Here is a 26866-nt window from a genome sequence, read left to right on the forward strand (position 1 = left end):
TGCTTCCTTCCCCGACCGGGCGTTCCGATCAGTCTTCTCGTCCGGCGCTCCCCGCGGATGCAGCCGAGAGGGTGTCGTGGCCAGGGGCACACGCCGCGGCGAGATGTCCACCGAACCGCGCATCCGCGCAGCCCTTCCGCGCGGAATGTGTCGCGAGGAAGGAACCGCACGACGTACGCGAGACGTGTGGGGCGCGGGACATCAGGTCCGCCCGCCCCGACCGGCGAGAGGACCCGCGATGTGCTCTACCCAGGCGACCGGCCGGCTCACGGCGGACCCGCCGCACAGCCCTCAAGGCACGGGAGACGCGGCCCGGGCCCACCCCGGGGCGGATGACCGTGCGGGCCGCACGCCCGAGGCCGACCGGACAAGCGACGTGCGCGCGGTCGACGACGACGTGCCGGGTGCCGTCGGCCGGGAACTGGAGCGGCTGCTCGCCGACCGCCTGGCCCGCTGCCGCGGGCTGGACACGGTGTTCGCCCACGACATCGCCGAGCGGGTCGCCCGCTTCACCCGGAGCGGCGGTCGCCGCATCCGCGCCCGCCTCGTGTGGTGGTCCCTGCGCGCTTGCGGTGGCGGAGTGGACGCCGCCCGGACGCGCGCGGCGCTGCGGACGGCGGCCGCGCTCGAACTGATCCAGACCTGCGCCCTGGTCCACGACGATCTGATGGACCAGGCATCCACCCGCAGGGGCGATCTCGCCCTGCACGCCGACGTGACCCGTCAGTACGCCGGCAGCGCGCCTCGGTCCGCCGCGAGCAGGCTCGGCGGATCAGCCGCCGTGCTCGCCGGGGACCTCGCGCTGGCCTGGGCCGACGACGTGCTGGCCGACCTGGTGCTCGATCCCGGCCTTCCGTCCGCGACCGGACGCAGGCTCAACGAGGTGTGGCGCACCCTGCGCACGGAAATGGTGGCCGGGCAGTACCTCGATGTGCAGGGCCAGGCCACCTCCGCCAACACCCTCGACCGGGCGGTCCGGTCCGCCTGCCTCAAGAGCGCCCTGTACACGGTCGAGCGGCCGCTGGAGCTGGGCGCCGTGCTCGCCGGAGCCGACGGCGCCACCACGCTCGCGCTGTGCCGCGCCGGACGCTGCGCGGGGCTGGCCTTCCAACTGCGGGACGACCTGGACGACCTCTTCGCCGACCCCGAGGTCACCGGCAAGCCCTCCGGCGGGGACGTGCGCGAGGGCAAGCCCACCTATCTGCTGGCCGCGGCCCGGGCGCTCGCCACGAGCGCCGACGACCGCTCCGCGCTCGGCGTGCTGGAGCGCGCGGTGGGCCGCGCGGACCTCCCCGGCAGCGAGCTCGCCGTGGTACGGGATGTCCTCGTCTCCACCGGCGCGCGCGACCTGGTGACGGCGAAGGTCACCCGGCTCTCCGGGCAGTGCCTGCGCCACCTGGGCGAAGCCGCCCTGGAGCCGCGCGCGGCGGCCCGGCTGCGTGCCGTGCTCGCCGAGGTCACCGGCACGCCCGGCCAGGTGTCCGAGGACGGCGGCCTGCCACTCGCCGCGGCCCTGACCGCCTCGGGAACGCAGGCACAGCGGTGACCAGGAGCGTCAACGGGCCGACCGATCACGTGGTGGTGGTCGGCGCGGGCCTCGCCGGGCTGTCCGCCACCCTGCACCTGCTGGGCGCGGGCCGCCGGGTCACCGTCGTGGAACGCGACCCGCGGCCCGGCGGCCGGGCCGGACGCCGAGCGCTCGGCGGCTACCTGATCGACACCGGACCCACCGTGCTCACCATGCCGGACATCGCCGACGAGGCGTTCGCCGCGGTCGGCACGTCGCTGCGCGACCGCGTCGACCTGATCCCGCTGCACCCCGCCTACCGGGCCCGCTTCGCCGACGGCAGCGCTCTGGACGTGCACACCGATGCCAGCGCGATGGAGGCGGAGATCGAGCGGTTCGCCGGGCCCGCCGACGCGGCGGGCTACCGCCGACTGCGCCGCTGGCTGCGGCAGCTCTACCGGGCCCAGCGCGGCCGCTTCCTCGACGCCGACTTCGACTCGCCGCTCCAGCTGCTCACCCCCGACCTGCTCCGGCTCGCGGCCCTCGGCGGCTTCGGCCGCTGGCAGGCGCGCATCGCCCGCCACCTGCGCGACGAACGACTGCGCCGCGTCTTCTCCTTCCAGGCCCTGTACGCGGGCGTTGTACCCGAGCGGGCCCTGGCCGCCTACGCGGTGATCGCCTACATGGACACCATCGCCGGGGTGTACTTCCCGCGCGGCGGCATGCACGCCCTGCCCCGCGCGATGGCCGACGCCGCGGCCGGGGCCGGGGCGCGGTTCCACTACGGGCAGCGGGTCACCCGTCTGGAGCGCACGGGCGAGCGCGTCACCGCGGTGGTCACCGACGACCAGCGCATCGCCTGCGACGCCGTCGTCCTCACTCCCGACCTGCCGCTCGCCTACCACCTGTTGGGACGTACCCCGCGCCGCCCGGCCCGCCTGCGGCACGCGCCGTCGGCGGTGGTCCTGCACGCCGGCTGCGACCGGACCTGGCCCGAACTGGCCCACCACACCCTGTCGTTCGGTCACGCCTGGCGGCGCACCTTCCACGAACTCACCCGCACCGGCGAGCTGATGAGCGACCCCTCCTTGCTGATCACCCGCCCCACCGCGACGGACCCCGCCCTCGCGCCGCCGGGCCGTCACCTCCACTACATCCTCGCGCCCTGCCCCAACACCGCGATCGGGCCCGGCGCAGCCGACTGGACCGGCCTGGCACCGCGCTACCGCGACAGCCTGCTGCGCGAACTCGACCGCCGCGGCCTCACCGGCATCGCGGCCTCCATCGAGCAGGAGTGCCTCGTGACCCCCGCCGACTGGACCGGCCAGGGCCACGCCGCGGGCACGCCCTTCTCCGCCGCGCACACCTTCTCCCAGACAGGCCCGTTCCGCCCCCGCAACCTGGTGCGCGGCACCACCAACGCCGTACTCGCGGGCTGCGGCACGACACCGGGCGTCGGGGTGCCGCCCGTGCTGCTGTCCGGAAAGCTCGCCGCCGCCCGCCTCACCGGCGGCCGCGCCGCTGCCGGCCGCCGCACCAGGGGAGCACGCCCGTGACCGCCCGCGAACTGGACGCCGCCCGCATCACCGACCGCCGCCTGCGCGCCGCCTACACCCACTGCCGCGAGCTGAACGCCCGCCACGGCCGCACCTATTTCCTCGCCACCCGTCTGCTGCCCCCCGAACGCCGCCCCGCCGTCCACGCCCTGTACGGTTTCGCACGCTGGGCCGACGACATCGTCGACGCACCCCACGGCGGCCGCGCCCCCGGCGCCGGGGGCGACACGGCCCGGCGGACCGCCGCCCTCGACCGGCTGAGCGACGACCTCCGTCACGGCCTCGCGGACGGACGGGGCAGCGCGCCGGTGGTCGCCGCCCTCGCCGACACCAGCCGCCGCTACGCCATCGACCACCGCCACTTCACCGACTTCCTCACCGCCATGCGCAGCGACCTGACCGTCACCGAGTACGCCTGCTACGACGACCTGCGCGCCTACATGCACGGCTCCGCCGCGGTGATCGGCCTGCAGATGCTGCCGGTCCTCGGTGCCGTGGTCCCGCGCGAGGAAGCGGCACCCTACGCGGCCGAACTGGGAGTCGCCTTCCAGCTCACCAACTTCCTGCGGGACGTGGGGGAGGACCTCGACCGAGGCCGCGTCTACCTCCCGCTCGACCTGATCGCCGCGCACGGCGCCGACCGGGAACTGCTGCGCCATTGCCGGTACGGCGGCCGTAGCGACCACCGCGTCACCGCTGCCCTGCGCGAGTTCGAGGCCCTCACCCGTGCCGCCTACCGCCGCGCGGCGCCAGGCGTGCCGCTGCTCGATCCCGTCGCACGGCCCTGCATCCGTACGGCGCTCGTGCTGTACGGCGGCATCCTCGACGCCGTCGCCGCCGACGGCTGGACGGTGCTGCACCGCCGAGCGGTGGTGCCCCGCCGACGTCGCGTGCTCGTCGCGGCCGACAGCCTGCTGCGGGTCGCCGCGGCCCGCCTCGCCGCCCGCCGCGGGCCCGCGTCCACCCCCGCCGGGGACCGCCCCACGCCTTCCCGCCCGAAGGAGCCCGCGTGACACCCGCCCAGCCGCCCCGGCGCGGACGCCTGCCCCTGCGCCTGCGCCGCGCCCCCGCCCCCTGGGAGCGCCAGCGCCCCACCTGGCACGAGGCCCGGCCTGCGCTGATCGCCGACGCGCTCAAGCGGGCCCGGGCCCGTCCCAGCGGCAACTGGTACGCGGTCGGCGCCTCCCGCGACCTGCGCGCCGACCGGCCCCTGGCCCGTACCGTCGCAGGCCACGAAGTGGTGCTGTGGCGGAACGCGGAAGGCCGTCTCGTCGCCGGGCCCGGCGCCTGCCCGCATCTGGGGGCGCCCCTGCGCGACAGCCCGGTGCGCTGCGGCACCTTGGTGTGTCACTGGCACGGACTCGCCCTGGGCGGCGAGCCGTTCGCCGGCTGGGAACCGTGGCTCGCCCACGACGACGGGGTGCTGGTCTGGGTGCGCCTCGACGCCGCCGGAGGCGAGGAGCCGACCGCTCGACCACCGCTACCGGGCCGCCCCGTCGCTACCGCCGCGCTGACAGCCGTGTACACGGGGGTCGGCGTCTGTGAGCCCGACGACGTGGTCGCCAACCGCCTCGACCCCTGGCACGGGGCCTGGTTCCACCCGTACTCCTTCGTCGACCTCACCGTCGTGGGCACCCCGGGTCCGCATGACGAGGAGGACGCCTTCACGGTCGACGTCTCCTTCAAGGTCGCCGGACGGCTCGTCGTCCCCGTCCGCGCGGTGTTCACCGCCCCAGGGCCGCGCACCGTCGTCATGCGCATCACCGAGGGGGAGGGCAGGGGCTCCGTCGTGGAGACCCACGCCACGCCCCTGACACCCGACCGCTCGGGCAGGCCGCGCACCGCCGTGGTGGAGGCCGTCATAGCCACGTCCGACCGGCCCGGCTTCACCGCGGCCCGCCGGGCCTCCCCGCTGCTGCGCCCGCTGATCCGACACACAGCGGGCCGACTGTGGCGCGACGACCTGGCCTACGCCGAGCGACGCTGGGCCCTGCGTTCGTCGGGACGCTTTCCCGGGTGAACGGGGGGCGATAGCCGGAGGCCGACCTTGAGCAGGAGCCGACCGGGCGTTTCCCGTCTCGTGGCCCGGTGGAGGGCGTCTCGGCTTGAGGTTGCTCCGGCCTTGCAGGTGAAGTGGGCTGTGCGGCGGTTGGCAGCCGGGGGTGTCAGCGATGACGGGGCCGCGGGAGTGATTCGCTCACCGGCCGATCCCGCCCCCCCCGCCCTTCGAGAGCGTCGGCCTCGCCGGGAGGGTGATCAAGGAGGTGGTCCTGCTCATCGACTCGGTGATACACGAGGAAGGCCTTGGACCTGTACTTCCCATCGGGTGATGGGCGTCTTTCCTTGGACCGCGGACGCGTGACTCCTGTGTCCTGTAGGGAAGGTGCGGCGAATTTATATAGCAGTGTCAGGGGTGTTTCGTGCCGCCCGCCGCGTGGCCCGTGCCTGCTGCCACTCTGTGGTACGGCAGCGCGTGCTGCGTTGCCTCCGGGGCGGTCGGGGCCCGTCCCCCGGCCGGCTCTGGCCGTGAAGTGTCGTGTCCTGGCCCGGCCTGGCCCGGTGTCTGGGTGCCGTACACATACCCCCCTGTGCTGCTCCCGGTACTCGGGTTCGCGCCGTGCCGTGTCTCCGGGTGTGGGGGGCGTGGTGGGCTTGTCCGGGGTGCTCCTGCGACCGGCTGCAGGTGGGCTGAGGGGGTGTGGCCGCGTGGGCCCTGTGCGGCTGGTTGTGGTGTTGGTGTGTGTCATGGGGTGGTGTGGCTTCGTGGTGGGGTGGTGGGCGTCCCTCCTGGTCGGCGCCGCTGGCTGGCGTCCCGGCCCTCTGTGGCGTCCTGGGTCTCCTGGCTGGTGTCTTGGGTTCCGTGGGCTGCGTTCTGGTGGGCCGTCGTGCGGTCTCTTCGGTTCCTGTCTGTGGTCTTGGCCTGCGGTGTCCGGCTGGTTGCCTTCCCTGTGCTGTTTTGGGGTTTGGCTGTGCGGTGTCGCTGTGTCCGGTGTTCTGCTCTTGCCGCGGCTGTGCCGGTGTCTTCCGCCTGGCCGGGACGGGGCCGGGTGGTTGGACCTGCCCGGTGGCGGTGGCGGTGGCGGTGGCGGTGGGCGGGGCGGGGGTGTGGGTGTGGGGGTGGGTTTGGGTGGGGTTGGTGGCCTGGTGTGGGGGCGGGGCGGGGGCGTAAAATAACGGCCGTTCGTTTTTGTGGCGAGGAAGGGCAGGGGACGCTCGATGGTGGAGCCCAAGCAGGAGCGTGCTGTGAAGACCCGGGATGACATTCTGCGGGCGGCGGCGCTGGCTTTTGATGAGTTGGGGTACCGGGGGGCGAGTATGCGGGAGATCATGCGGCGGGCGGGGGTGACGCTGGGGGCGGTGTATTTCCATTTCGAGAACAAGGAGGCGCTGGCGCGTGCGGTGATCCGTGCGCAGCCGGAGGTGATGGTGCCGCGGGTGCATTCGCAGGGGTTGCAGCGGCTGGTGGATCTGTCGCTGGTGTGGGCGCATCAGCTGAATGTGAATCCGTTGCTGCGGGCGGGGGTGCGGCTGGCGGTGGAGCAGCGCAGTCACGGGATCGAGGACGATACGTCGTTCTATGAGTGGGAGAAGATTTTCCAGGGCTGGCTGGAGGTGGCGCGGGAGCAGGGGGAGCTGGCGCCGGGGGTGGAGCCGGAGGTGGTGGCGGAGTTCGTGGTCGGGGCGATGACGGGCACGCAGCAGCATGCGCATCTGACGGGGACGACGGCGGCGTTGCCGCAGCGGATCGTGCATATGTGGCAGTTGCTGCTGCCGGGTATCGCGCGGGCGCAGGCCGCGGCCGCGATCGATCTGGATCCCGGCCGGGGCCGGTAGCCGACGAAGAGGAAGCGGGGGGCGGGGTGTCGTTACCGGCAGGGCCGTACACGGTCCAGGACGCGGCGGACGAGGGGACGGCCACGGCCGCCCGCACGGGCAGTGCCGCCCGCGTGGCTGCCCGGGCGGGCGGTGCTGGCCGCGTGGCTGCCTGGGCGGGCGGTGCTGGCCGCGTGGCTGCCTGGGCGGGCGGTGCTGGCCGGGTGGCTGCCTGGGCGGGCGGTGCTGGCCGGGTGGCTGCCTGGGGTGGTGTGGTGGGCCGGGGTGGTGCTGGCGGCGGGGGTTCTGCTGGTGGTGGGGGTGGTGTGCGGGTGGTGGTGGCGGGGGCTTCGGGGACGGTGGGGCGGTTGGTGGTGGGGGAGTTGGTGGGGGCGGGGTGTTATGTGCGGGCGTTGACGCGGGATCCGCGGGCGGCGGTGCGGGCGGGGGTGGGGGGTGTTTTGGTGCGTGCTGATTTCGGTGACCGGGCCTCGTTGGAGCGGGCGTTGGCGGGGATGGAGGCGTTGTTGCTGATCACGAGTGATCCGTTGCGTCCTGATCATGATGAGCGGGTGCTGGAGGCGGCGGTGCGGGCGGGGGTGGGGCATGTGGTGAAGGTGTCGGCGCTGGCGGTGACGGATGCGGGGGCGGGGGATGTGATTACGTGCTGGCAGCGGGTGTGTGAGCAGCGGGTGCGGGAGTGCGGTCTGGCGTGGACGGTGCTGCGTCCGCGGGCGTTTATGTCCAAGGCGCTGGCCTGGGCGCCGTCGGTGCGGGAGCGGGGGGTGGTGCGGGCGGTGTACGGGTCGTCGGTGAATGCGTGTGTGGATCCGGGGGATGTGGCGGCGGTGGCGGCGCGGGTGCTGACCACGCCCGGGCACGGGGGGCGCTGTTATGAGCTGACGGGGCCGGGGCCGGTGTGCGCGCGGGAGCAGACGCGGGTGCTGGCGCGGGTGCTGGGGCGGGCGCTGCGGTTTGAGGAGATGGGGGTGGAGGAGGCCTGGCGGCTGTGGCGCGGCCGGTATCCGGAGCCTTATGCGCGGGCCCTGCTGGAGAGCGCCGAGCGCCAGCGGGCCGGGGCGAAGGCGGGGGTGAGCGCGGGGGTGCGCCAGGTCACGGGCCGCGCTCCGGCGGGTTTTGCCGACTGGGCCCGGCGCCATGCCCGTTTCTTCGGCTAGCCGCGGCGCGGGCGGCCTGCCGCGCGCCTGCCGCAGCCCGCCCCCTCCGTGCCCGCCCCCCCCGTGCCCGGCGCTGCGTGCCCTGTGCTCGGTGCCTTTCGCCGGCGCTCCGTCCCGGGGATGTCCCCGGCACCGGTGCTCCGGGGGCACCGGTTCTCCGGGGGTGCCGGGAGTGCCGGGGGTGCCGGTTCTCCGGGGGTGCCAGGAGTGCCGGGGGTGCCGGTTCTCCGGGGGTGCCAGGAGTGCCGGGGGTGCCGGGGGTGCGCTGCGCGGCGGTCCGTCCCGCCCGGGACGCGGCCTGCCGCCCGTACGCCCGGCCCCGGGCCCCGGCCCCGGCCCCGGGCCCTGTTCCTGTTCGTGTTCCTGTTCCTGTTCCGGTCGTTGTTCGTGGTCCTGTTCGTGGTCCTGCTTGTGGTCCCGTGCTGTTCGTGGGGTGCGGGGGGCGTGTGCCGGTGCTGTGTGCCCGGTGCGGTGGCCGGTTGGCGGGGTGGTCTGGGGGCCTGGGGCGGGGAAAGGTTTCTGCTGCCGGTGTGTGCGGCCGGGCCGGGCGGGGCGGGTGTGTGCGGCGGGTCCGGCAGGTGTGGGGCGGGTGCGGGTTTCGTAGGGGCAGGGGGCCGGGGATTCGCCGCGGGTTTCGCCGTGGGTTTCGCGGCGGGTGGCGAAGCGGTTGTCGAAGCGGATTTCACATATAGGGGAGGGGTTTTCCGGTGAGGGATGGTCTGGGAGCGGGGCGGGATCTGCTGGGCGGGGCGACGGTCATGATTACGGGGGCTTCGAGCGGGATCGGTGCGGCCGCGGCGCGGTTGTTCGCGGCGGAGGGTGCGGCGGTGGTGCTGATGGCGCGGCGTCAGGAGCGGTTACGGGCGCTGGTGGGGGAGATCACGGCGGGCGGGGGGCGGGCGCTGGCGGTGCCGGGGGACGTCACCGTCGCCGAGGACGCGGCGCGGGCGGTGAAGGAGGCGGTCAATGTCTTCGGCCGTCTGGACGCGGCGTTCAACAACGCGGGCTGGGCGACCGCGGGCACCCGGCTGCACGAGACGGACGACGAGGTGTTCGCCCGGATCGTGGAGGTGAATCTGCGCGGGGCCTGGAACTGCCTGAAGGCGCAGATCACGCAGATGCTCGAGAGCGGGCGCGGGGGTGCGATCGTCAATACCGCCAGTGTCGCGGGGGTGGTGGCCACCGGGGCGGCGGCGCCGTATGTGGCGGCCAAGCACGGGGTGATCGGTCTGACCCGGGCCGCGGCCGAGGAGTACGGCCGCCAGGGCATCCGGGTCAACGCGCTGGTGGTGGGCAGTACCCGTACCGAGCTGATGGACGACGTGCTGACCCAGGTGCCCGCGCTGGAGGAGTCCTTCGTGGCCCGCTCCGCGCAAAAGCGCATGGCCCGTCCCGAGGAGGTGGCCCAGGCCGCCGCGTGGCTGTGCAGCGCCCGTGCCTCGTTCGTCACCGGGGCCGCGATGGCCGTCGACGGCGGCTGGACCGCCGCCTGAGTCCCCGCCGCACCCCGGCCCCGGCGGGGCCGCGCCCCGCCGGGGCCCCGGCCTTGGCGCGCGCGGAGCCCGGCCCCGCGCCGTACCCGGCCCGGCCGCGCCGCGCCCGTGCCCCGCGCCCGGCCCGGCCGTGCGCGGCAGCGGGCCGTGCGCGGCCGGGCCGGGCGGTACAGCGGGCCGTGCCCGTGCCGGACCGGCCGTGACCGGCAGTTGGGCCGGGGCGGATGCCGGGTGTTGCCTGGGGTGCACCGTGGCAGGTCCGGGTCTGCTGTGTGCCGCTCCGGGGCCTGGCCCGCGTATGTGAAGCAGGGCGTGCGGTCCGGCGCGCGCCGCGCCCGGGCTCCGCCGCGCACCCGCCCCGGCCGGGAGGGGGCAGGGGTGCCGGGGCCGGGCTCGGAGGTGTGCCCTTTATGGCAGGCCCGGGCCGGGGCCCGGCGCCGAGCTGGGCCCGGACGGCGCGGTCTTCGGGCGGGTGAAGGCGCGGGCGCCCCCGGGTCCCGGGCGGTGAGGGCGGGCAACCCGCCCTGGGATCAGGGCGGGTGGAGGGGTGTGGCTTGGTCCCCGGACCGGCGAGGACGAGGGGCACCCCCCGGCCCGCTCCCGGACGGGTGAGGATGAGGGCGGGGGCCCGGGCCCCTCCCGGACCGGCGAAGGCGGGGGACGCCCCCCGGGGCCCCCGGGCGGTGGGGGCGGGCAACGGGCCCTGGCCCCCGGGTGGGTGAGGGGTGCGGGACGGCCGCAGTCCCCGGACGAGGGGCGTGAACGGCCCCGGTTCGCCGATGGTGAGGGCGCGGGGCGGCCTTGGGCCCCGGACCGGCAAAGACGGGGACGGCCCCAGGCCTGGACAGTGACGGCGGCCTGGACAGCGACGGCGACAGCGACGGCGCACGCGGGCCCCCGGGCCCCCGGGCCCCGGACGGGTGCGGGCCCAGGGCAGCCTTAGTCCCCAGGCGGGCGAAGGCGCGACGGGCCGCCCGGGGGCCGGGACGGCGAAGGACCGGCCTTCCGGCCCCGGGCGGCGAAGGACCGGCCTTCCGGCCCCCGGGCGGTGGGGGAACGCCTTCCGGCCTTGGGTGGTCAAGGCGCCCCGGGCCCGGGGCGGGTGGAGGCGCGGTCACGGCCTCAGGCCCCGAAGGCCGAAAGCGGGTGGCCGGAGGCGGGCGAGGGTGAGGGCGCGCAACGGGCCCTGTGCCCCGGGCGGGTGGGCGCGGGCAGCAGCCCCGGTCCCCGGACGGGGGTAGGTGTGGGGCGGCTGCGGTCTCCGGACGGCGGGGGCGCGGGGCGGCCTTGGACCCCGGACCCGCGAGGGCGAGGGCGGCCCCAGGCCTGGACAGCGACGGCGACGGCGACGGCGACGGCGGCGACGGCGACGGCGGCGACGGCGACGGCGGCGGCGGCGGTGGTGGCGGCGGCGGTGGTGGCGACGGCGGCGGTGGCGACGGCGGCGGCGCACGAAGGCCCCGGACCCCGGCCCCCGGACCCCGGCCCCGGGGCGGCGGGGCGGCGGGGGTGGCAACTCGCCCTGGGCTCAGGGCGGCTGCGGCCGCCGGGCGGCGCAACCAGGCAGGGGCAGGGGCAGGGGCGGGGGGAAGGGGGCGGGGCCCCGGGGCCGGGTGTGGGCCGGGGGCCCCGCCGGGGGCCGGGTCCCGGGGGCGGGGGACCGGCCGGGGGGTGGGTCAGGCGGTGCGGGGCAGGGGCTGGTCGGCGGCCGGCGCGCACAGCCGGCTGTAGGCGTAGGCGGCCGAGACCAGGGTCATGTGATGGTGCCAGCCGGGGTAGGAGCGCCCCTCGAAGTCCAGCAGCCCGCACTCCTGCTCCAGATGGGTCATGGTCGCCCGGGTGCGCGCGTGCAGCTGGGCCAGGGACATCAGCTCGTCCAGGCGCGCGTCCAGCAGGTTGGAGACCCAGACCCGGGCCGGGCGCTGGAGGCTGGGCCGCCACTGGGTGAAGATCCGCAGGGTGTGGGTGGTGCCGGGCAGGCGGATCAGGCCGGACAGGATCCGGATGTGGCGCTGGCCGTGCTCGGGCGTGGTGACGGTGACCACATGCGGATGGCGGGTGCTGTGCTGGTAGAGGAACTGCCGCGCGCCGTGCGGGCTGTGGGCGCCCAGGTGCGAGGCGGTGGTGCGGGCGGTCGCCGGGCACACCCCCATCCCCGGCGGCACCGACACCACCATCGCCCGGCCCTGGCGGTGCAGCTGCTCGATGAGCTGCGCGACATCGGTGTGGTCACTCATGTCCGCCACCACCGGCGCGGGCGCGTGCCGGGTGTGCCTGGCCAGCGAGCCCGCCAGGTCCGCCGCGTGCGCCCACAGCGGCCGGTGCCGGGCCACGGCCGGGATACGGGCCCGCTCGCGCAGCCGCTCATCGGCGTTCCACTGCTCGGGCAGCATCAGCCGCCAGTCCACCGGCAGCTGCAGCTCGCCCAGCGACAGGAACACCCCGATCCCCAGCTGGCAGTTGATGGTGCGCCCGGCCTCGGGCACGAACCTGCGGTGCACCCCGCAGGAGTGCCCCCCGCGCTTGGGCAGCACCGCGGTGGCGATGATCCACGCCCGCGGGGCGGCCCGCTGCTCCACATAGCGGATCAGCTCCTTGCGGGCCGGATCCCACTCCCAGGGACTGGCGTTGATGAACTGCTGCAGCGACTGCGAGGCGGTGGGCGAATCGGAGATCGCCGCCGCCAGGCGCCGCACCGACTTCTTGCCCGGCGTCGAGAGCAGCCCCTGCAGATACCCCTGCGCCCAGCGCCGCTGATCGGCGCGCGGCAGATGCCCGAAGAGCGCCGCGGCGAACGCGGACAGCGGATCACCGCCCCCCGCCGCTGACGCCACCCCCACCTGCTGCTGTCCGGCCATGGTCGTTCCCCTCCGTGACGTGTCCGACCCAAAAAGCGTAGCGAACGTTCGCTTTGTTTTCGAGAGAGGGGAGCGCACCGGTGCGACTTGGTGAACTCCAGTGCCCCGCACGGGACTTCACGCCCGCGCGAACGCCCCCCGGACCCCGGCGCTCCCCTCCCGCCGCCTCCCGCCCCGTCCCGCGCTCCTCGCACGCCCCGCCCCGCACCCCGTGCCGCACTCCGCCCCGCACCCTGCGCCGTGCCGCACCGTGTGCCGTGCGCTGTGCCGTACTCCGTACTCCGTTTCCGGGCCGGGCCGGGTCCGGTGCGTGCTCCGGTGGGGGCGCGGGCGTGGGGGCGGTGTGGTGTTTTGGGGGATTGCCGGGAGAGTCCGGGCTTTCGGTGTCTGGTCGGACGAAAGGGCGAAAAACTGCGGAAAGAGGGGGAGTGGGGAGAGAAAAAGGCCTGAGGCTTTCCCACGTTGGCGTTGTGGTGTCCCCTCCTGCGTCGGAAGCTCAAAGTCCGGTACGTCGGTCGTGGTGGAAGGAGGGCTCCGGTGACGCGCAGCGCGCCGCACACGGCACCCGCCCCCCAAAGCAGGGCGCCCGCACCGCCGCACCGGGCCCGCGTGCCCGGCGGCCCGCCGCCCGCTGCGGCGGACGCAGGGCGCGGTCCCGGGGCTGTGGCCTGCGCACCGGCGGGCCGCGCCCGCAGGCCCGCACCCCCGCCGTCCGCACCCCTGCCGTCCGCGCCGCCCCACCGCGCCCGCGCCCGCGGGCGGCCGGTGCCCGCGGGCGTCAACAGGCGCCGCCCCGCCGCGCCTTCACCGTCTGCGCCGGTCCCGCCGTCTCCGCTGTCTTCACGGGTCCCGCCGGTTCTGCTGGCTGCGCCGGTCTTGCCGTCTGCACTGGTTTCGCCGGTGGGGGCAGCGTACGGGACGGCCTGCCGCACGCACCGGCGGGCGAGCGGCACCCCCCGGCCCGCCAGCCCGGCATCCGGCCCGGTGCCCGCCCGCCCGGCGCCCGGCCCGGACACCCGCCCGCCCGGCCGGGGCGGCCCCTCCGGCCGGGGCGGTGTGCGCGGTGTGCGGGGCGGGGGCGGTGCGCGGGCCGGGCCGGGCGGCCCGCCGGTGGCTGCCGGCCGTGTGCCGGGACTTGACCGCTCGTGTACCGCCTTCGCCCCCCGCGCCGCGCTGTGGTGCGCGGGGGTGTCCCACGTCCCCAAGGGAGTCGACAGTGAAACAGGAACGCGCCGCACGCACCCGCGAGGCTCTGGTGCAGGCAGCCGCCGTGGCCTTTGACCACGCCGGTTTTCACGGCACGTCCCTTGGCCGGATCAGCAAGGCGGCGGGGATCTCCATGGGCGCGTTGACCTTCCACTTCCCCACCAAGGACGAACTGGCCGACACCGTGCAGCTGCGCGGGCTCACCACCACCCGCGACGCCGTCCAGCGGCTGCTGGACGGCCGCGAGGCGGCCCTGGAGACGGTCGTGGACGTCACCCTGGAGCTGGCCGCCCTGCTCCAGGAGGAACCCGCGGTACGCGCCGCGGCCCGCCTGAGCCGCGAACGCGAGGGCGCCCAGGACGCCGCCCCGTGGCCGCGGGCCTGGCTGCCGGCCATCGAGGAACTGCTGGAGGCCATGCCCGCGGGCCAGCTGCGCGCGGGCTGCGACCCGCGCACCGTCCTGGCCCTGGTGCAGCACCTGGTGGCCGGCGTGGAGTCCTACCTGCGCAGCTGCGGACCGCAGGGCTGCGACACCTACAAGAGCGCCCCCGAACAGCTGGCCCGCATCTGGGAGCTGGCCCTGTACGGCATCCGCCGCGGGCGCGGCCTGTAGGCGGCTGCGTCTTGCGCAAGTCGGCGTTGCCGCGCCGCCGCCGGGCGCCCGAGGCTGGGAGACACCCCCTGAACCCCCTGCTGTTGAACCCCCCTGCTGTCCGGTGTCTTTGCAAGGAGCTGCCCCGTGGCGGACACAGACGTCTCTGCCCCCACCCCCACCCCCGCCCCCGCTGCCGCTGTGGGCCGCCGCGTGCCCGCACGCGCGGGCGCGCGGCGCCGCGGCTGGCTGCTGGCGGTGGTCCTGGGCGGCACCTTCATGGCGATCATGGACGGGTTCATCGTCAACGTGGCGGTGCCGGCCGTGCGCACGGATCTGGGCGCCAGTTTCGCCCAGGCCCAGCTGACGGTCTCCGGCTATCTGCTGGCCTATGGCCTGTTCCTGGTCGCGGGCGGCCGCCTGGGCGACCGCTACGGCTTCCGGCGGCTGTTCCTTACGGGCCTTGCGGTGTTCACCGCGGCCTCCCTGGCCTGCGGCCTGGCGGGCTCGGCCCCGGCACTGATCGCCTTTCGCACGGTGCAGGCGCTGGGCGCGGCCCTGTTCTACCCCCAGGTCCTGTCGGTGCTGCAGACCGCCTTCGCCGGCGCCCGCCGGGCCCGCGCCTTCGCCGCCTTCGGCGCCGCCATCGGCGGCGCCTCGGTGGCCGGCCAGCTCCTGGGCGGCCTGCTGGTGCAGGCCGACCTGTTCGGGATGTCCTGGCGCCCGGTCTTCCTCCTCAACGTCCCCCTGGGGCTGCTGCTGTTGCTGGGCGCCGCCCTGACCCTGCCCCCCGCCCCCCGCCGCGCGGCCCCCGCCCGCCGGGGCGCGGGCCTGGACGCGGGCGGCACCCTGCTGCTGAGCGCCGTCCTGGCCCTGCTGCTGGTACCGCTGACCCTGGGACAGGGCGCGCACTGGCCGCCGTGGAGCGTGGCGATGCTGGCCGCCTTCCCGCCCGCCGCCGCCCTCCTGGCCGCCTACGAGCGGGCCCTGGCCCGCCGCGGCGGGCAGGCGGTGATCGACCCGGGCCTGTTCACCCGCGGCCGCTTCCGTGCGGGCAGCGCCCTCGCGGTGGCCTTCTTCGCCGGCAACGCCGGGCTGTTCTTCCTGCTCACCTGGCACCTGCAGAGCACCATGGGCTACGGCGCGCTGCGCGCGGGGCTGTGCTTCACCCCGCTGGCGCTGGCGTTCGTCCTCGCCTCGCTGCTGGCCCCGCGGCTGCAGGAACGTATCGGCACCCGGCTGCTGGCGGCCGGCTACGCCCTCAACGCCGCGGGCACCCTGGCCCTGCTGGCCGCCGCGGTGGCCGGCCGGCCCGAAACCGCCGTGCTCCTGGGCTGCCTGGCCGTCATCGGCTTCGGGCAGGGCCTGGGGGTCAGCCCGCTGTTCGCCGCCGCGCTGCGCGAGGTGCCCGCCCCGCTGGCGGGCGCGGCCTCGGGGGTGCTGGAGACCGCCGCCCAGCTCGGCATGGCCCTGGGCGTCACCCTCACCGGCCTGGCCTTCACCGCCCAGGCCGGCCCGGACAGCCCCACCGCGTCCACCGCGTCCGGCGCGTCCGGTGCTTTCGGTGCGGGCCTGGCGGTCGCCGCCCTGCTGGCGCTGGCCGCGCTGGCCCTGCTGCCCCGCCTGCTGCGCACCCCCGCCCCCGCCGGTGCGCTGCCGGGCCCGCGGCCGTGAGACACCCCGCCCCCGGCCCCGCTGCGGAGTGTGCTGCGGGCTGTGCCGCGGGCCCTGTCGTGCTGTGTCTGTGTCTGTGTCTGTGTCTGTGCTGTGAGGTGACGTGCCATGGGTGCCTGGGGTGTCCGTGACGCCATGGGGGTGAGCGTGAGTGTGGGCGGGGAGCCGGTCCGGGCGGGGCGGCTGCCGTCGCTGACCGGGATGCGTTTCGCCGCGGCGCTGCTGGTGTTCTGCTTCCACGCCTCCTACGAGAACCTCTTCGCCGACCGGCAGGTCAACGACGCCTTCGCCCGGGCGGTCAGCCAGGCGGGCTGGACGGGCGTGTCGTTCTTCTTCGTGCTGAGCGGTTTCGTGCTGGCCTTCTCCGCCCGCTCCAAGGACACCTGGCGGGCGTTCTGGCGCCGCCGCCTGGTCAAGATCTACCCCAGTCATCTGGTGACGCTGGCGGCCGCCGTGGCGCTGCTGGCGGCCGCCGGTCTGCCCCGGCCCGGGCTGCTGCGCAACCTGCTGCTGGTGCAGGCCTGGCAGCCGGATGTCGACGTCATCCTCAGTGCGAACCCGGTCAGCTGGTCTTTGAGCGCGGAGGCCCTGTTCTATCTGGCCTTTCCCGCCCTGTGGGCGGGGGTGCGCCGCATCCGCGCCGAGCGCCTGTGGTGGTGGGCCGCGGCCCTGGCGGCCCTGGTGGCCGCGTTCCCGGTGCTGTCGGGCGTGCTGCTGCCCCCGGGTGCGGACATGTCCTGGCTGGCCATCAGCGAAGGGCAGTACTGGTTCCTGCTGGCCTTCCCGCCGGTGCGGGCGGCGGAATTCGTCCTGGGCATGGTGATGGCCCGCCTGGTGGCCACCGGCCGCTTCCGCGCCCGCGGCGGCCTGGCGCTGCCGGTGCTGGCGCTGGCCGCCTCCTACCTGCTGGCGCTGGCCCTGCCCGTCGCCTACGGCATCGCCGCCCTGGGCGCGGCCCCGCTGGCCTGGCTGGTCGCCGCGGGCGCGCGCGCCGATCTGAGCGGGGCCCGCACCCTGCTGGCCGGCCGCCTGCTGGTACGGCTGGGGGAGCTGTCCTTCGCCTTCTACCTGCTGCACCGCCTGATCCAGTTCCACGGCCACCGCGCGCTGGGCGAGCACCGCACGTTCAGCACCGGGGCGGCCGCGGGCCTGCTCCTGCTGGCCTGCGCCCTGACCCTGCTGGCGGCCTGGGTGCTGCACACGGCCGTCGAGCAGCCCCTGCTGCGCCGCTACGCCGCCCCCCGCCGCACCCCCCGCACCCCCCGCCCTCCCGGAACCCCCGGCACTCCCGGCACTCCCGGCACTCCCGGCACTCCCGGCACTCCCGGAACTTCCGGGGCTTGCCGTCCTCCTGGAACTCCCGGCACTCCCGGAACTTCCGGGGCTTGCCGTCCTCCTGGAACTCCCGGTGCTCCCGGGGCTGTTGGCAACTCCTGTTCTGCTCCCGCGTCCAAGTGAGGCCCGATGACTGTCACGGTCGACGTCTGGTTCGACTTCATCTGCCCCTACAGCCTGATCACCCGGCATGTGCTGGCCAAGGCCCTGCACGGCCAGGACGCCGCGCCCGCCTTCCATCCCTTCGAGGTCAACCCCAACTGCGTGGAGGAGGCGGGGGAGTACCCGCGCGGGGTGTGGGAGAACTCGGTGCGCCCACTGGGCGCCGAGCGCGGCGTGCACCTGGCCGGGCCGCCGGGCACCCCGCTGCGCCGGGCGCGGATGGCGCTGCTGGGCTATCAGTACGCGCGTGAGCACGGGGCCGGGGCCCGCTACACCGACCTGGTCTTCGGCGCCTACTTCCACCACTGGCAGGACATCTCCGATCCCACGGTCCTGGCCGGGCTTGCGGTGGAGGCGGGCCTGGACCGGGCGGGTTTCCGCGCGGCCATCATGTCGGCGCGCTATGCCCGCGCCCATCAGCAGAGCCTGGCCCATGCCCGGGGCCCGGCGCAGGTGACGATGGTGCCGGTGATCGTGGCCGGGCAGCGGCGCATCGACGGGGTGCCCACGGCCGATGAGCTGACCCGGGCCGTGGAGGAGGCCATCGCCGCCGCCGCGGCGCCGTCCGTGCCGTCCGTGCCGTCCGTGCCGGCGGTGCCGGCCGGGCCGGGCGCGGGGGCGGGGCAGGGGCTGTGGGACATGACGACCCCGGCCCCGCCCGGGGTGGCGCTGCCCGCTGCGGTGCCCAAGCCGCTGCCGGGCACCCGCACCCGCCTGCACGGCACCTGACCCCCTTCGGGGCTGTCCGCGCCCCCGCCCCCGCACCCGGTGTGCGGGGGCGGGGGCGGGCGGCTGCGCGGGGGTGCGGGGGTCAGGCGGCGGCGGAGCCGCGTACGGCCGCGCTCCATTCGTCGAGCAGGGCGTCGGCGGCCGCGGGGTCGGGGCCCTCGGCCCACAGGCGGGTGATGGGGGCGGCCGCATCGGGCAGGACCAGGGCCCAGCGGCCGTCGTCCTCCAGCACGCGCACCCCGTCGGTGGTGTCGATCTGCCGTCCGCTGGCGGCCTCGACGACGGTGCGCATGACCTGGCCCTTGATGCGCCAGGCGGTGGGCAGGTCGCGCTGGCGCACGTGCACGGCGGGCAGCGGGGCGATGAGCTCGCTGAGCGTGGTGTGGTCCGCCGAGAGCAGGGCGGCGATCTTGACGAAGGCCGCGACGCCGTCGGCGTAGATGCTGAACTGGGGCAGGACGAAGGCGCCGTCGCCGTCGGCGGCCAGGATGAAGCCGCCGCCGGCGGCGGCGCGGTTCAAGTCGCCCGGCGCGGTGGCCACCCAGCGCACCTGCCCGCCGTGGGCCAGGGCGGTCTGCTCCACCGCGCGGCTGACGGTGACCGGTACCGCGGTGCGCCCGCCGCCGGCCTCGGCTGTCAGCAGGCGGACCAGGAGCAGCAGGACGCGGTCGTCGGCGATGATGTGGCCCTGTTCGTCGACCAGGGACAGGCGTTCGCCGGTGGGGTCGAAGCGCACGCCGAAGTCGGCGCCGGAGGTGGCCACGAAGTGGCCCAGGGTGTGCAGGGCGGCGCGGCGTTCGGCCGGGGTCTCGGTGGAGGAGGCGGGCACCAGGGCGTTGTTGACGGTCAGCGCCTCGATGCTGAGCCGGCCCAGGACGGCGGGCAGGGTCAGGGCGGTGCTGCCGCAGGCGGCGTCCACCACGACCTTCAGGCGCCGGCCGGGGCCCTCCAGGGTGCCCAGGCGCGCGGTGAGTTCGTCGGCGTACTCCTCGATGCTGGTGGGCGCGGCCTGCAGGCGGCCCATCTCGCCGGAGAGCACGCGCCGGTACTCGCGCCGGGAGAAGACCCGTTCCAGGCCGCGCTGGGCGGTGGGGGAGAGGTCGATGCCGTGCGCGTCCAGGAAGAGGATGTCGACGCTCTCCTCGCTGCCGGGGGTGGTGGTGACCACGATGGCGCCGTGGCTGTCCTCGGCGGTGTGCCGGCGGGCCAGCGGCAGCGGCACGTGCCCCAGATCGCGTACGCCCAGGCCGGCCGCGCGCAGCGCGGAGATCATGGCGGGCAGCAGGACCTGGGCGGCCACGCCGTGGTCGCGGGCCACGGTGACCTGGCCGCCGCGCGGCAGGGTGGTGGCGAACGCGCTGGCCAGGCGCACCGCGAGGTCGGGGGTGACCTGGCTGTTGAGGGCGCCGCGCACCCCGCGCGGCCCGAACAGCGACTTGGTGGCGCGCGACTCCCAGACCAGGCTGTCGTTGACGGTGGTGCCCGCCTCGATGGTCTTGCCCGGGTAGACCAGGACGTCGGCGGCGACGTGGGCGTCCTCCTCCACCACGCAGCCCGCGCCCAGCACGCTGCCCTCCTCGATGCGCACATCGCGGCGCAGGCTGCTGTTGCGGCCGATCACGCAGCCGCGCAGCACCGCGCCGGGGCCCAGATAGGCGTGCGGGTGCACCACCACGCGGCGCAGCTGGGCGCCCTGGTCGACGACCGCGTGCGCGCCCACCACGGTGTGCTCGCCGATGCGGGCGCCCGCCCCGATCTGGGCGTGCGCTCCCACATACACCGGCCCCGTCAGCTGGGCGGTGGGGTGGATGCGGGCGGTTTTGTCGACCCGCACGGTGGGGGAGAGCTCCACCCCGGCGCGCTCCACGCCCACCCGCCCGCCCAGGACGTCGGCCTGGGCGCGCAGATAGCTGGCGTGGGTGCCCACGTCCTCCCAGTAGCCCTCGGCGACGTAGCCGTAGACGGCCCGGCCCTCCTCCAGCAGGCGGGGGAAGACGTCGCTGGACCAGTCCACGCTCTCGCCCGCGGCGACGTAGTCGAGGACTTCGGGCTCCATGACGTAGATGCCGGTGTTGACGGTGTCGGAGAACACCTGGCCCCAGGTGGGCTTCTCCAGGAAGCGCTCCACGCGCCCGCCGGCGTCCAGGACGGTGATGCCGAACTCCACCGGCTCGGGCACCCGCGTCAGGCACACCGTCACCAGGGCGCCCTTGGCGCGGTGGAAGGCGATCAGGTCGGTGAGGTCGATGTCGGTCAGCGCGTCCCCGGAGATCACCACGAACGGCTCCTCGCCCAGCAGGCCGGCGGCGTTCTTCACGCTGCCCGCGGTGCCCAGCGCGTAGGGCTCGGTGGCGTAGCTCAGGCGCATGCCCAGCGCGCTGCCGTCGCCGAACTGCTCGCGGATGAGGGAGGCCAGGAACTGCACGGTGACGACCGTGTCGTCCAGGCGGTGGCGCTTGAGCAGGCGCAGCACGTGCTCCATGATCGGCCGGTCGGCGACCGGCAGCAGCGGCTTGGGCAGGTCCGAGGTCATCGGCCTCAGCCGTGAGCCCTCGCCGCCGGCCATCACAACAGCCTTCATGTCGGAGAATCTCCCTTGGGTAGCGCGGGTGTCGCAGGACGTACAAGAAAGGCGGGACATACGGCAGACAAAGGGGTGTTCGGGGTCAGGCGGCGGCGGGCTCGTCGGGCAGGCTCACCGAGCCCTCGATGAGGGTGACGGCCTGGGCGAAGCCGCTGGCCTGCAGCACCCGGCGGACGCGGTCGCAGGCGCCGTCCACCACGATCTGCGCGCCGGCGGGCAGCTGCTGCTGGGTGCAGCACAGGCAGCGCACCCCGGCCGCGGACAGCGAGGTCAGCCCGTGCATGCGCAGCACCAGCCGGTTCACCGGACGCGACAGCGCCTGATCGATCAGGGTGCGCACGGCGGGCACCCGTTTGTCGGTCAGATCCCCGCTGAGGTAGATCGTGGCGGTGTCACCGGTGAACCCGAAGTAGGCCTCAAAACTCATCACGTCATCCCTTGGAGTCTTTTCATCGCGGTACGGACGGATCAACAGCAGCCGTGCACAGACAAGGAGGGGGCACCGCGCCCGGCGGCGCCCGGCGGACGCGGAAGAAGAGCAGGAAGAAGAGCAGGAAAGAAGAGGGCGGGGGTCAGGGGCGGGCGGGGGCGGGGCGCAGGCGGACCTGGACGGTCATGCGCCGGGCGCGCCGGGGCAGGCGCACGGTCAGCTCCTCGGCGTCGAAGTCGCTGTAGGGCGCGCCGTCGATCAGGACGTGCTCGAGTTCGACGCGGCCGGGCGGCAGCAGGTCGGGGGCCACCCGCAGCAGGTTGTCGGGGAAGTCGGCGTCGGCGTGCGGCTTGAACCACAGGTCCAGCGGCTCGCCGCGCACCAGCAGCCGGGTGTAGACCTCGGCGAGGTAGCACAGTTCGGCCTTGTGGTACATCGCCATGGCGTGGCTGCCCTTGAGGCGTTCGTTGCCCAGCAGGTAGGGGATGCCGCTGGCCAGGACGGTGAAGTGGACGCCGCCCTCGTCGTGGTCGAGGAAGAAGGCGTTGTAGAAGGCGGCCGCCTCGTCCGCGTGGCGCGTGTAGGTGTCCTGGCCGGTGGCGCCGGCCAGGACCAGGTAGGCGAGGATGGCCTGCTCCTGCTGCCACCAGGTCTTGCGGTCGTGCCAGGCGAAGGCGTGCCGGCCGTCCTCGGCCTCGCGCTCCAGGACGTCGTACCAGCCCCCGCGCTGCCCGTCGCGGCCCACGGCCGGCAGCTGGGCGGCCAGCTGCTCGGCGAGCTGGCGGTATTCGCGTTTGGGCAGCACGGCGTGCATCCGCATCAGGTTCCACACGATCTTCAGGTTGTGGCCGACGACCGCGCGGTTCTGCTGCCAGCCCCAGTCGTGGTCGGGCGTCCAGTCGGCGTGGAAGCGCTCGTTGACGAAGACGCTGCGGTCGCGGGAGCGGTCGGGCAGATGGGTGACGATCATGTCGAAGGTGTGCTCCAGCATGCGCCGGTAGCGTTCCTCGCCGGTGGCCAGGTACAGGTTGATCAGGTAGGCGGGGGCGTGGTCGCCCACCGAGTTCCAGTTCTTGCGCGAGCGGTTGGGGCCCAGGCTGTCGTGGTGGGGGCTGAGGGTGACCGGGTCGATGTGGGAGAAGTAGCCGCCCAGGCGCGGGTCGTAAAAGGCGGTGTCGAAGAGCTTGACGGTCGCCTCCAGGTCCTGCTTGATGCGCGGGGCGCCGGTGACGCGGTAGGTCTGGGCCAGCCCGACCAGCGCGTAGATCTGCTCGTAGGCGGGGATGGCGCGGTAGTCGTCGCCGAACTCCGAGGCGAACAGCTTGCGTTCCACCGGCCCGGCCACGTCCACGCCGTGGTACCAGTACACGATGCCCTCGTCCGGGTCATGGAAGCGCAGGTGCTCGTGCAGATAGCGCGAGCCGCGCTCGGCGACGTCCAGGAAGTCCTCGTTGCCGGTGAGCAGGTAGGCGCTGGCCATGCCGTAGACCAGGCGGGAGAGGGTGTCGGTCTCCTGGACGTGCTGGGTGGTCTTGTGGCCGCTGCCGTGGATCTCGGTGCGGTACTCGGCGAAGTCGACGGCGCCCGCGCCGAACTGCGAGCGCCGGTAGAAGCAGGCCAGCTCCGTGAGCTGGCGCGTCCACCAGCCGCGCTCCTGCCAGGGCGGCACCGCGCCCGCCCCGCCGGCGATGACCACCCGGTCGGCCTGGTAGACCAGGCCGCTGCCCGCGGGGTAGATGGGCCCGTAGACGAACACGTAGGTGCCCGGGGTGAGCAGGTCGGCCAGCTGCCCGGTGACGTCCTGGTAGGGCTCGCCGAGGTTGCGCAGGCGCTGGCCGGTGGTGGCGGCGCTCAGATGGATCAGCACCTCGCGGCCGTCGGGGGTGGTGAGGGTGAAGCGGCTGCCGAGCCGGCCGGTGACGTAGCCGGTGCTCAGGTCGGAGAAGGAGAACGGCAGCACGGCGGGCGCGCTCATGCGGCCGCCCTCGCCGGGATGTCCAGGCGCTCGATGACGGTGCGGGCCAGCAGATGGCAGTGCTCGACCGTGCGCGAGGTGATCAGGTCGCGGTCCACGACCAGGTCCTGGTTGAGGTAGACCGCGCCCATGTTGCGCACATCGCCGGCCACGTTGTTGTGGCAGGTCACCGGCCGGTCACGGAGCAGCTCGGGGGCGGCCGAGAGCAGCTGCAGGCCGTGGCAGGAGAACGCCTTGAGGACACTGGGCACCCGAAAGGCGCGGCGCAGCAGCTCCAGGGCGGGCGAGATCTGCTCCACGTCCTCGCTGTAGCGCAGCCGCTCCGCGACCAGCCCGGAGGGCACGATCAGCGCCGAGTACTGCAGCAGTTCGTGGAAGTCGACCGCCTCCAGGTCGCCCTCGACGGTGAGCGGCGCCTGGTGGCCCTGGCCGGTGAAGGTGATCGACGACAGCCCCCACAGACGGGTCAGCAGCGTCACCTCGGCCCCGTCCTCGGCGAAGCGGCGCTGGTAGTAGGCGATCTCCTCCTCGACGTAGCCGCTTTCCAGCAGGATGCCCAGGCGCTTGCCGGCGAGCCGGCCGGTGGGCAGGGGCTTGACGATTCCCATGTGGACGATCCCGAAGTCATAGGTGGCGTGGCAAAGACACGGAGCGGGGCCGCAACGGCCCCAAGGGCCGGGCGCGGCTACAGCGGCGGCGAGCCGGGCATCGGGGCCAGCGCGGTGACGGTGTAGGTGCGGATGCGCCAGCGGGCGCCGTCATGGGCCACCGTCCAGCGCTGGTGGGCATCGAAGCCCAGCCAGGTGCTGCGCGCGGCGGGCGCCTGCCACACCTTGGTCTGCCAGTTCACGACGAGGTCCACCTCCGCGCAGGGGCCCGCCGCCAGGCGCACCTCCAGCGAGGCCAGGGTGTGCTCCTCGTCGAAGAAGCGGTGGGTGACGGCCTCGTACCACTGGGCCAGACCGCTGTGGCCGTGCACCGCGCCCTCGGGCAGATGCAGCACCACGTCGTCGGTGACCAGCGCGCTCAGCACCGGCAGCGGATCGTGCCGGTCCAGCGCCCGGTACCAGTCGGTGACCAGCTGGCCGATCGCCGCCGTGGCGGTGTGCTCGGCGGGAGGGGTCCGCAGGGGGGACATGGAAAGGCTCCTTGGCTCCACGAGGACTTGCCCGCCCCCGCCCCCCCCGGAAGGCCTGCGCCCACAGAGGCGGGGGCACAAAAAAGAGGGGGGCGGGGGCAGGAGGGGCTAGGCGGTGTCGAGGTCCACCAGGTAGGGACCCCGGTGGGCGAGCAGGGCGCGCACGGCGCCGGGCACCTGGCCGGGCTTGTCCACCCGCCGCCCCGGCACGCCCAGGGCGCCGGCCAGGGCGGTGAAGTCGATGTCCGGCCCGGACAGGTCGAAGGCCTCGGGGTGGGCGCGCGGAGCGATGCCCAGCTCGGCCCAGTACCGCTCGATGTTGTCGTCCAGCAGCTGGTAGCGGCGGTTGTTGCAGATCACGAACTTGGCGCCGATGCGGTAGCGGGCCGCGCTCCACAGCGCCTGGATGGTGTACATGCTCGCCCCGTCGCCGGTGAAGGCCACCACCGGCAGCTCGGGGCGGGCCAGTTTGGCGCCCAGGGCGCCGGGGATGCCCACCCCCAGCGAGCCGCCGCGGGTCTGGAAGTAGCCTCCCGCCCGCCGCGGCGGCAGATGGCGCAGCAGCGGGGCGCAGGCGGTCAGCGCCTCGTCGAACACCACCAGGCCGGGCGGGGCCTGGGCGGCCAGCTCCCGGGCGAAACACTCCATCAACGACCCCGCCCCGTCCGCCTGCCGGGCCCGCCCGCGCCCCTGGACCGGGGCGGCGGCGGTGGGCGCGTGCGCGGCCTGCGGCTCGCGTGCGCCCCCCGCCCGCCCCGGCAGCCCGGCGAGGTGCTCGGCGAGGGCGTCAAGGGCCAGCGCGGGATCGGCGGCGAGCCCCAGATCGACCGGGAAGTTCTTGGCGATCTCATAGGCGTCGGCGTCGATGTGCACGATCGCCGCGCCCTGCGCGAAGGGGCTTGCCAGCTCGGGGAAGACCTCGGGGAACACATAGGTGCCCACGATCAGGACCGCGTCCGCGCCGCCCACCACCCGCGCACTGTCGGCGCCGAACATGTGCCCGAGCAGCCCGCCGAACAGCCGATGGGTGGCATCGAAGTTCACCTCGGAGGAGTTCACCCCCCACACCGGCGCGCCCAGCGCCTCCGCGACGCGCGTCAGGGCCTGCTGGGCGCCGCTGGCCGCGACGCCGTCACCCATCAGGATCAGCGGGCGCGCCCCGCCCGCCAGCAGCGCGGCCGCCCGCGCCAGGGCGGCCGGCTCGGGCACGGCACGGGTGTGCGGGACGGAGGCGGGCACCGCCGGCTCGGCGGTGGGCTGCTCCAGCACGTCGGCGGGCAGCACCACCAGGACCGGGCCGCGCGGCGGCGTCATGGCGATCTTCACCGCCCGGCGCAGCTCCCGCAGCACCGAGGAGGCGTCCAGGACCCGGGCGGCGTACTTGGTCACCGGCTGCGCGATGGCCACCAGATCGGCGGCCATCTGCGCGTCAAGCGCCGCATAGCGCACCCCGGCCTCCCCGGCCAGGACCACCAGCGGCGAACCGCCGCGCCGGGCCTGGTACAGCATGCCGACCGCGTTGCCCAGGCCCACCGCGCTGTGCAGCTGGACGACACCGGGGCGCTGGGCGGCGCGCGCGTAGCCGTCGGCCATGGCCACCGCGACGCTCTCGTGCAGGGCCAGCACATAGCCGACCTCGCTGTCACCGGCGAGGTCCAGCAGGCCCTGCTCGACCGTGCCGGGATTGCCGAACAGATGACGCACCCCGTCGGCGGCCAGCTGCTCGAACACCGCGGCCTTGGCGGGCCTGGCGGACATGGGCCTCTCCTCCTTCACCGTCGCCCGGGAACGCTCACCAGCCGTAGCGGCGCAGGCCGCTCTCCAGGACCTCGATGAGCATCTCCCCGGCCGTCACCGAGTCCGGCGTGGAGCGCGCGGTGATGAACGGGAAGTCCACGACGACCGAGACCTCCTTGCCGACGTTGCCGTGGAAGGCGCCGCCGGGGCCGGTGGCATCGCGCAGGATGTACTCCAGCGGGTAGGGCGGCGGCCCCATGTTGAAGTCGACCCCCACGAACCCGGTGCCGTCCTTGTAGTCGTACTCCTTGGGGTGACCGGTGACGTGCTTGCCCCACAGCAGGCTGGCCCGCGCGTCCCAGTCCCGGGCGAAGGCGAGCGCGGCCACGCCGTAGCACTCGGCCAGGATCGGCTTGTCGGCCCGGGCGAAGGCCAGGATCAGCTCGTGCAGCCGCTCGTTGTTGGCCAGGTCCACGATCGGGCCGCTGCCGCCGACGATGACCAGCGCGTCGAAGCCGCCCAGCAGCTCCTGCACGGCCGCCGCCAGGTTGCTGTGGTAACTCTCCAGCTCCCGCAGGTGGTTCAGCGCGCTGTAGTACGGGCGCTCGGGGATCATCTCCGCCAGGCTCAGGGGATTGTCCAGACGGCTGGAGTCATCCAGCGCCCTCGCGCGGCGGGCCATGTCCCGCGAGGTGACCGCACGGCCCAGCGGTGGGTCGATGTACTCGGAATCGAGACTGGGCGGCAGGGCCTGCGCCCGCTTGCCGTGCGGAGTCATGAACGTGGTGCGATACCCGCGTGCGTCGAAAGCCTCGATTGGGCCCACGAGTTCCTCGCCCCAGTAGCCGTATTCGGAAAGCACGACCAGGATGCGTTTGGACACGAGGTCTCCCTGTCGT

The 26866-nt window shown here is 74.8% G+C and carries 19 protein-coding genes; 11 read left to right on the top strand and 8 right to left on the bottom strand.

The window, feature by feature from the left end; all coding sequences use genetic code 11:
- Positions 1-238: 238 nt before the first annotated feature.
- The 7 genes from C9F11_RS42170 to C9F11_RS42205 all read left to right on the top strand — a co-directional run bounded on the left by C9F11_RS42170 (position 239) and on the right by C9F11_RS42205 (position 9547).
- Positions 239-1546, top strand: a complete 1308-nt coding sequence (locus C9F11_RS42170) for a polyprenyl synthetase family protein (RefSeq protein WP_138965809.1) — start codon at positions 239-241, stop codon at positions 1544-1546.
- Positions 1543-3063 carry a phytoene desaturase family protein gene (crtI, locus tag C9F11_RS42175; protein WP_138965811.1) on the top strand — a complete coding sequence of 507 codons (1521 nt, stop codon included), beginning with the start codon at positions 1543-1545 and terminating at the stop codon, positions 3061-3063. Before C9F11_RS42170 ends, crtI begins: the two co-directional genes overlap by 4 nt.
- The gene (locus C9F11_RS42180; protein ID WP_138965813.1) at positions 3060-4076 is read left to right on the top strand and encodes a phytoene/squalene synthase family protein; all 1017 of its coding nucleotides are present in this window, start codon (positions 3060-3062) and stop codon (positions 4074-4076) included. The genes crtI and C9F11_RS42180 overlap by 4 nt, the downstream gene beginning before the upstream one ends.
- A complete protein-coding gene (locus tag C9F11_RS42185; protein WP_138965815.1) occupies positions 4073-5083 on the top strand; it encodes a DUF5914 domain-containing protein in 1011 nt (336 codons plus the stop codon). Before C9F11_RS42180 ends, C9F11_RS42185 begins: the two co-directional genes overlap by 4 nt.
- Before the next feature lie 1196 nt (positions 5084-6279).
- Positions 6280-6897, top strand: coding sequence for a ScbR family autoregulator-binding transcription factor (locus tag C9F11_RS42195; protein ID WP_138957358.1), 618 nt, complete (start codon positions 6280-6282; stop codon positions 6895-6897).
- A 317-nt stretch (positions 6898-7214) separates the two neighbouring features.
- A complete protein-coding gene (locus C9F11_RS42200) occupies positions 7215-8054 on the top strand; it encodes an NAD(P)H-binding protein (RefSeq protein WP_269078151.1) in 840 nt (279 codons plus the stop codon).
- A 707-nt stretch (positions 8055-8761) separates the two neighbouring features.
- Positions 8762-9547, top strand: a complete 786-nt coding sequence (locus C9F11_RS42205; RefSeq protein WP_269078065.1) for a glucose 1-dehydrogenase — start codon at positions 8762-8764, stop codon at positions 9545-9547.
- A 1676-nt stretch (positions 9548-11223) separates the two neighbouring features.
- On the opposite strand, the gene C9F11_RS42215 is transcribed toward C9F11_RS42205, so the two are convergent.
- On the bottom strand, positions 11224-12405 hold the full coding sequence (locus C9F11_RS42215) for a transposase (protein ID WP_138957357.1): 1182 nt from the start codon (positions 12403-12405) through the stop codon (positions 11224-11226).
- Positions 12406-13621: 1216 nt separating this feature from the next.
- Here C9F11_RS42215 and C9F11_RS42220 point away from each other — a divergent pair.
- The 4 genes from C9F11_RS42220 (at position 13622) to C9F11_RS42235 (ending at position 18103) form a co-directional block, all read left to right on the top strand.
- Positions 13622-14224, top strand: coding sequence for a TetR/AcrR family transcriptional regulator (locus tag C9F11_RS42220; protein ID WP_138957356.1), 603 nt, complete (start codon positions 13622-13624; stop codon positions 14222-14224).
- A gap of 126 nt (positions 14225-14350) precedes the next feature.
- Positions 14351-15877, top strand: coding sequence for an MFS transporter (locus C9F11_RS42225; protein WP_249401526.1), 1527 nt, complete (start codon positions 14351-14353; stop codon positions 15875-15877).
- Positions 15878-15985: 108 nt separating this feature from the next.
- A complete protein-coding gene (locus C9F11_RS42230; protein ID WP_269078064.1) occupies positions 15986-17335 on the top strand; it encodes an acyltransferase in 1350 nt (449 codons plus the stop codon).
- Between the two features lie 6 nt (positions 17336-17341).
- Positions 17342-18103, top strand: a complete 762-nt coding sequence (locus C9F11_RS42235) for a DsbA family protein (protein ID WP_212767779.1) — start codon at positions 17342-17344, stop codon at positions 18101-18103.
- Between the two features lie 82 nt (positions 18104-18185).
- Here the strand turns inward: C9F11_RS42235 and C9F11_RS42240 are convergent, their stop codons facing one another.
- From C9F11_RS42240 to C9F11_RS42270, 7 genes are all read right to left on the bottom strand, one after another.
- A complete protein-coding gene (locus C9F11_RS42240; protein WP_138957355.1) occupies positions 18186-20684 on the bottom strand; it encodes a sugar phosphate nucleotidyltransferase in 2499 nt (832 codons plus the stop codon).
- A gap of 85 nt (positions 20685-20769) precedes the next feature.
- The gene (locus tag C9F11_RS42245; RefSeq protein WP_138957354.1) at positions 20770-21114 is read right to left on the bottom strand and encodes an STAS domain-containing protein; all 345 of its coding nucleotides are present in this window, start codon (positions 21112-21114) and stop codon (positions 20770-20772) included.
- A gap of 145 nt (positions 21115-21259) precedes the next feature.
- Positions 21260-23092 (bottom strand): AGE family epimerase/isomerase, encoded by a 1833-nt coding sequence (locus C9F11_RS42250; RefSeq protein ID WP_138957353.1) that lies wholly within the window; start codon positions 23090-23092, stop codon positions 21260-21262.
- Entirely contained in the window at positions 23089-23700 is a 612-nt protein-coding gene (locus tag C9F11_RS42255) for a DJ-1/PfpI family protein (RefSeq protein WP_138957352.1), read from the bottom strand. Before C9F11_RS42255 ends, C9F11_RS42250 begins: the two co-directional genes overlap by 4 nt.
- Positions 23701-23777: 77 nt before the next feature.
- Positions 23778-24230, bottom strand: a complete 453-nt coding sequence (locus tag C9F11_RS42260; protein ID WP_138957351.1) for a nuclear transport factor 2 family protein — start codon at positions 24228-24230, stop codon at positions 23778-23780.
- Between the two features lie 108 nt (positions 24231-24338).
- Complete coding sequence (locus tag C9F11_RS42265; RefSeq protein ID WP_138957350.1) at positions 24339-25988, bottom strand: thiamine pyrophosphate-binding protein; 1650 nt, start codon at positions 25986-25988, stop codon at positions 24339-24341.
- 34 nt (positions 25989-26022) lie between these two features.
- Entirely contained in the window at positions 26023-26850 is an 828-nt protein-coding gene (locus tag C9F11_RS42270; protein ID WP_138957349.1) for a type 1 glutamine amidotransferase domain-containing protein, read from the bottom strand.
- Positions 26851-26866: the final 16 nt, after the last annotated feature.

Source organism: Streptomyces sp. YIM 121038, from assembly GCF_006088715.1.
Classification (GTDB): Bacteria; Actinomycetota; Actinomycetes; order Streptomycetales; family Streptomycetaceae; genus Streptomyces.